The sequence below is a fragment of the Streptomyces sp. NPDC043427 genome (genome assembly GCF_056436655.1).
Genome location: NZ_JBWKCC010000001.1, coordinates 265204 through 271414, shown reverse-complemented (window position 1 = coordinate 271414; position 6211 = coordinate 265204). Strand labels below are relative to the sequence as shown.

General features: G+C 69.6%; 7 protein-coding genes. 2 read left to right on the top strand and 5 right to left on the bottom strand.

Annotated elements, in window-relative coordinates; all coding sequences use genetic code 11:
• Positions 1 to 176: 176 nt before the first annotated feature.
• Positions 177 to 422, top strand: coding sequence for a (2Fe-2S)-binding protein (locus AC067M_RS01255; protein WP_478694880.1), 246 nt, complete (start codon positions 177 to 179; stop codon positions 420 to 422).
• 28 nt (positions 423 to 450) lie between these two features.
• Here the strand turns inward: AC067M_RS01255 and bfr are convergent, their stop codons facing one another.
• Positions 451 to 930 carry a bacterioferritin gene (bfr, locus tag AC067M_RS01250; RefSeq protein ID WP_133926893.1) on the bottom strand — a complete coding sequence of 160 codons (480 nt, stop codon included), beginning with the start codon at positions 928 to 930 and terminating at the stop codon, positions 451 to 453.
• A 180-nt stretch (positions 931 to 1110) separates the two neighbouring features.
• On the opposite strand from bfr, the gene AC067M_RS01245 reads away from it, so the two are divergent.
• Complete coding sequence (locus tag AC067M_RS01245) at positions 1111 to 1743, top strand: sulfite oxidase-like oxidoreductase (protein WP_478694879.1); 633 nt, start codon at positions 1111 to 1113, stop codon at positions 1741 to 1743.
• A gap of 19 nt (positions 1744 to 1762) precedes the next feature.
• On the opposite strand, the gene AC067M_RS01240 is transcribed toward AC067M_RS01245, so the two are convergent.
• The 4 genes from AC067M_RS01240 to AC067M_RS01225 all read right to left on the bottom strand — a co-directional run bounded on the left by AC067M_RS01240 (position 1763) and on the right by AC067M_RS01225 (position 6209).
• A complete protein-coding gene (locus AC067M_RS01240) occupies positions 1763 to 2272 on the bottom strand; it encodes a DUF4396 domain-containing protein (protein ID WP_478694878.1) in 510 nt (169 codons plus the stop codon).
• A 76-nt stretch (positions 2273 to 2348) separates the two neighbouring features.
• The gene (locus tag AC067M_RS01235) at positions 2349 to 3227 is read right to left on the bottom strand and encodes a deoxyribonuclease IV (RefSeq protein ID WP_478694877.1); all 879 of its coding nucleotides are present in this window, start codon (positions 3225 to 3227) and stop codon (positions 2349 to 2351) included.
• A gap of 56 nt (positions 3228 to 3283) precedes the next feature.
• Entirely contained in the window at positions 3284 to 5224 is a 1941-nt protein-coding gene (gene pknB / locus AC067M_RS01230) for a Stk1 family PASTA domain-containing Ser/Thr kinase (RefSeq protein ID WP_478694876.1), read from the bottom strand.
• Positions 5225 to 5414: 190 nt separating this feature from the next.
• Positions 5415 to 6209, bottom strand: a complete 795-nt coding sequence (locus AC067M_RS01225) for a thiazole synthase (protein WP_478694875.1) — start codon at positions 6207 to 6209, stop codon at positions 5415 to 5417.
• Positions 6210 to 6211: the final 2 nt, after the last annotated feature.

Genomic DNA, 6211 nt, shown 5'->3' with positions numbered 1-6211 from the left:
TCTCTCCTCACGAGGGGAGAAGACAACCACAACCCCCCCCCCCACCCCCCCCCCCCCCCCCCCCCCCCCCCCCCCCCCCCCCCCCCCCCCCCCCCCCCCCCACTCCACTTTTGCGGTCTCTGAGCGCCGGGTAAGGTTAGGTTAGCCTTATCGATCTCGGTGGGAGGTGAGTCCGCGTGTACGTCTGCAGCTGCTTCGGAGTGACTGAAGCGCAGGTCCTCAAGCACGTGGACGACGGCGCCTGCACGCCCCGCCAGATCGCGTCCGCCTGCAAGGCCGGGACGGACTGCGGCTCCTGCGTCCGCCGCATCCAGGCGATCCTCGGCCGAGGCACGTGCCCGCGCCGTGAGCCGGCCGACGAGGGCAAGCGGGTGTTCGCGGAGATCTCCGGTCGGGAATCCGGCCTGGAAGAGGCCGCCTAGCTCTCCGGCCGGCCCCTCTCAGCCGTACCTAGCTCTCCGGCTGCTCGATCAGCTGTGCGATGTACAGGGCCTCGCCAAGCTTCTCCAGCAGTTCCAGCTGGGTGTCGAGGTAGTCGATGTGGTGCTCCTCGTCCGCGAGGATCGACTCGAAGATGTTCGCAGAGGTGACGTCGCCCTTCTCGCGCATCACCCTGATCCCCCGCCTGAGCCGGTCGATCGCCTCCACCTCGATCTGCCGGTCGGCCTCGAACATCTCCCGGACCGTCTGCCCGACGCGCACGTGGAACAGCCGCTGGTAGTTCGGCAGCCCCTCGAGGAACAGGATCCGGTCGGTGAGCACCTCGGCGTGCTTCATCTCGTCGAACGACTCGTGCCGCGTGTACTTCGCGAGCTTCGTCCAGCCGAAGTTCTCCTGCATCTTCGCGTGCAGGAAGTACTGGTTGATCGCGGTGAGCTCGGCGGTGAGCTGCTCGTTGAGAAACTCGATGACCTCGGGGTCGCCCTGCATCGCATGGGCTCCTTCCACGTGGGAAACAGCTGGGGGAGGCTTCGGGGCGCATGATTCCACCGGCGTGGAAGATCGTCCAGTAAGTGGATACTTAGTAAGTAAGTCCTGGCTTAGTAGCTGTTGCCCGTTTCCGGACATGGCCGGTCATGTGCACCGTCCGGGGTCTGTCAGGATGGAGACATGGGTCATCCGGTGGAGCGCGAATCTGGAGAAGCGGCACGGTCCGAGCTTCCGCCGGGGCAGCGACTGCAGCGGGGCTGGCCGGTCACGCACTACGGGCCGGTGCCCAAGTTCCGGCCCGAGCGCTGGGAGTTCAGGGTCTTCGGTGCCACCGCCGACGGTGAGAAGCGCTGCTGGAACCACGAGGAGTTCACGGCCCTGCCGTACACCACCGTCGTGGCCGATCTGCACTGCGTCACGAAGTTCAGCATGCTCGGCGCCGAGTGGGGCGGAATCCCCGCCCACACGATCCTGGAGATCGCCCCACCCGCCCCCGATGTCACCCATGTGATGGTGTGGGCGGAGTACGGATTCAGCTCCAACCTCCGCCTGTCGGACTTCGCCTCCGAGCGCACCATCTTCGCCACTCACAAGGACGGCGAACTGCTCACCGCCGAGCACGGCTTCCCGCTCCGCCTGGTCGTTCCCCATCTCTACGCCTGGAAGGGCCCCAAGTGGGTCCGCGGCGTCGAGTACATGACCGCCGACCGCCGGGGCTTCTGGGAGGAGCGCGGCTACCACAACGTCGGCGACCCCTGGAAGGAGCAGCGCTACTCCTACCAGGAGGAGCCCGGGGACGGCCCCGAGCTCTGAGCCCCGACGTCCTCGCTGCTCAGTGATGGTATTGATGCACCACCGCGTGGCCCTTGCCACGGCCGATCATCCACTTGTTGACCGGGGTGGTGGCCACGAAGGCGATGGCCAGGGAGATCGCGAGTGCACCCCAGAACAGGGCGTCGCCCAGTCCCGCGTCCATGGCGCCCGGCCACAGCACGATCACGCCGTTGTCGACCAGTTCCATCACGGCGATGGACAGCGTGTCCGCGGCCAGCGCCACCCGGACGGCCGCCCGCAGATCGACACCCGCCTTCAGGACGCCGCGCAGGGTGAGCGCGTAACCGAAGAAGAACGCCAGGACGATCGCCAGGATCAGGGTGGGCACGTTGCCCCAGCCGAACGCGGTGCCGATGACCATGCCGAGCACCTCGCCGATGGCGCAGCCGGTGAGGCAGTGCAGGGTCGCCTGGACGGCCGTGGTCCAGGTGCCGGCCGTGGCCTGGGCCCCGTGGTGGTGACCGTGTGCCGCGTGCGCTTCGTGTGCCGCGTGCGCTTCGTGTTCCATGGTGCCCCCTGGGTCAGGTGTCGGTTCCTGCGTCAGGCAACAACCGGATACCCCCATGGGGTATTCCTGTACCGCGCTATCCGTCCCTGAGTTTCTTCAGCCGCTCCACATCCGCCGCGTGCCCTTCCTTGCCGCCGGGCGTCTCGATGATCAGCGGCACGCCCTCGGTGGCCGGGTGAGTCATCAGCGCGCGGAACGGATCCTCGCCTATGTGCCCCGAGCCGATGTTCTCGTGGCGGTCCTTGTGGGCGCCCACCACGTCCTTGGAGTCGTTGGCGTGGATCAGTTTCAGCCGTCCCTCGCCGACGGTTTCCACCAGCAGATCGAGCGTCCGGTGCATGCCGTCCGGCCCGGTCAGGTCGTGGCCGGCCGCGAAGATGTGGCAGGTGTCCAGGCAGACGCCCAGCTTCGGGTGCGCGTCCAGCGCCTCGAAGTACGGCCCGAAGTCCCAGGTCCGCGAACAGAGCGAGGAGCCCTGCCCGGCGGTGGACTCCAGCAGCAGGAACGGGTCGTCGTCGTGGGTGAGTTCGTCGAGCAGCGGCAGCAGGTACTCCCTGACCTGCTTCAGTGCCACCGAGCGCTCCCGGCCCCCGGTGGCGCTCCCGGTGTGCACGACCACGCCGAGCGCGCCGATCTCCCGCCCGCGGCGCAGGGAGTGCCGCAGCGACTCCACGGACTTCTCCACGGTCGCCTCGGTGTGCGAGCCGAAGTTGATCAGGTACGGGGCGTGCACGTACGCCGGGACCGACTCGGCCGCGCAGGTCTCCCGGAACGCCTCGTCCTGTCGGGGATCACCGGTGGGCGTGGCCCAGCCGCGCGGGTTGGCGACGAAGACCTGCACGGTCTCCGCCTTGAGGTCGTGGGCGTACGTCAGCCCCACCGAGTGCAGTCCGCCGGCCACGGGGACATGGCCGCCGACGGGGTTGCGGGAGGGGCTGTGCTGCTGGTCTGTCACCCGTTCAGGGTGTCATGCCGTGCAGCCCGCCCCGTCGCCGCTGAACGTGATCGCCCTCACCTGATGGTGATCGTGATCGTCGATCCCTTGGGCGCGGTGTCGCCGCCGTCCACGGACTGCTTCTTGACGGTGTCGCCGAACAGGCCGAGCAGCCCGCGGTCCTCCTTGACCTGGAAGCCGGCGGACTCCAGTTGCTGCTTGGCGTCGTCGACGCTGTCGCCGACCACGTCCGGTACCTCGATCATCTGCGGGCCCTTGGAGACCGTCAGCGTCACCGTGTCGCCCTCGGCCACCCGGCTGTCGACGTCCGGGGACTGCGCGGCGACCTGGCCCTTGTCGAACTCGTCCGACGTGACCGTCTCGGACGAGACCTTCACCTTCAGGCCGGCCTCCTCCAGCTCCGCCCTGGCGTCCGCCACGTCCTGGCCGGTGACGTCCGGGACGTCGACGGGAGCGCCCTTGCTGACGACGATCGCGATCGCGGAGCCCGCTCGCCGCTCGGTGCCGGAGGCGGGGTTCGTGCGGATCACGAGGCCCTTGTCGATGTCCTCGCTGAACGCCTCCGTGACCATGCCGGGCTCCAGCCCGTCCGACCTCAGCAGGGCCTTGGCCTTGGCCAGACGGGCGCCCTTCACATCGGGCACGTTCACCGTCTCCGGGCCGTCGGAGACGGTGAGCGCCACGGAGTCGTTGTCGCGGATGCGGGTGCCGGGCGCCGGGTCGGTGCTGATGATCGTGCCGCGCTTGACGGTGTCGCTGTAGGAGTGGCTGACCTTGCCGACGTTCAGCCCGGCCCCCTCCAGCCGGTCCCGCGCCTGTGCCTCGGTCTTCGTCAGCAGCGGCGGGACCTTGGTGAACTGCCCGGAGTTGATGTACCAGACGCCCGCGCCGACGCCGAGGGCCAGCAGGAGGGCGGCGACGAGCGAAACGACACCGCGCCGGGGCAGCCGTCGCCGAGGCGCCGGCGGAGGAGGCGGCGGGGACTCCAGCCGGCTGGTGCGGTGCACCTCGGGCTCGGCGTCCTCGTTGACGGGGTTGACGGGCAGCAGCCGCGGCACCGTCAGCGAGCGCGGGATCACGCTCGTACGGTCGTCCGCGTTGTCATGGTCCGCGGCGAGGGCCTGCGGCGGCAGCGCGTCCAGCTGGTCCGCGCTCAGCGCCTCGCGCGCCTGACGGGTCTGCGCGAGGAGCGCCACGGCGTCGTACGGGCGCACGTCCGGATTGCGGGCGGTCGCCGAGGCGACCAGCTCGTCCAGCTCGTACGGCAGGCCCGGCACCGTCGTCGACGGCGGCGGGACGTCCTCGTGGAGGTGCTTGTAGAGCACCACGGCGGCGGAGTCCGCCTCGTGTGGCTTCTCGCCGGTCAGCATCTCGTAGAAGACGACACCGCACGCGTACACGTCGACGCGGGGGTCGGCGGTGCCCTGGTTCTCGATCTGCTCGGGCGCGAGGTACGAGACGGTGCCGAGTACGGCGCCGGTGGTGCTGGTGACCGTGTCCACGGACCGTACGAGACCGAAGTCGGCGACCTTGACCCGGCCGTCGTCCCCGATCAGCACGTTCTCCGGCTTCATGTCCCGGTGCACGAACCCGGCGCGGTGCGCGGCGCCGAGCGCGGCCAGCACCGGCTCCAGGATGTCCAGCGCGGCACGCGGCTGCAGCGCCCCGCGCTCGCGCAGCACGTCGCGCAGGGTGCAGCCGGCGACGTACTCCATGGCGAGATAGACGTACGACCCGTCGGCGCCCTGGTCGAAGACCTGCACGACGTTGGGGTGGGCGAGCCGGGCCACCGACTTCGCCTCCCGGATGAACCGCTCGACGAACGTGCCGTCGGCCGCGAGGGTCGGGTGCATCACCTTCAACGCCAGGACGCGGTCGAGGCGGGTGTCCAGGGCCCGGTAGACCGTGGCCATCCCACCGACCGCGATCCGCGCGTCGACGCGATAACGGCCGTCGAGCACCTGCCCGACGAGAGGGTCCTGAAGGGTCGTATCCACGCAGGCGAGTGTACGAGCCACAACTGACACCCCTACGGCTCCACCCGTATCGCACCATGACTGCAGCCGACCTGTGACGCAACCCACGCGCTCTACGCACGAGAGACGAGGGGGTGGGAGCCCACCTCTTGGCCGACTGGAAACAGATGTGCGTGGGTGGGAGACGCAACGGGAGTGCGGCACCGGGCGACTAGAAGGCGGGCCGCTCGGGATCCAACGCCGCCAGCCCCTCCGTCGGAGACGACGCCTCCGCGAAGTGCCGGCGAGGAATCCGGCCCGCCAACCGGGCCAGCCTCCCCGCCTCCACGGCGTGCTTCATCGCCGATGCCATCAGCTCCGGCTCCTGTGCCCGTGTCACCGCCGACGCCAGCATCACGCCCGCGCAGCCCAGCTCCATCGCCAACGCCGCGTCCGAGGCGGTACCGGCGCCCGCGTCCAGAATCACCGGCACACGCGCGTGCTCCACGATCAACTGGAAGTTGTGCGGGTTGCGGATCCCGAGCCCGGAGCCGATCGGCGAGCCGAGCGGCATGATCGCCGCGCAGCCCACGTCCTCCAGCTTCCGCGCCAGCACCGGATCGTCGTTCGTGTACGGCAACACGGTGAACCCGTCGTCGACCAGCGTCTCCGCCGCGTCCAGCAGCTCGATCGGATCGGGCAGCAACGTCCGCTCGTCGGCGATGACCTCCAGCTTGACCAGATCGGTGCCCAGCGCCTCCCGCGCCAGCCGCGCGGTCAGTACGGCCTCTCCTGCGGTGAAGCACCCCGCGGTGTTCGGCAGCACCCGGATCCCGAGCTTCTCCAGCACCGACAGCACCGAACCGTGCACCGAGGGATTCACCCGCCGCATCGCGACGGTCGTCAGCTCGGTCCCGGACGCGACCAGCGCGCGCTCCAGCACCTCCAGGCTGGGCGCGCCGCCCGTGCCCATGATCAGGCGGGACGTGAAGGACGTACCACCGAGGACAAAGGGATCGTCGGCCATGG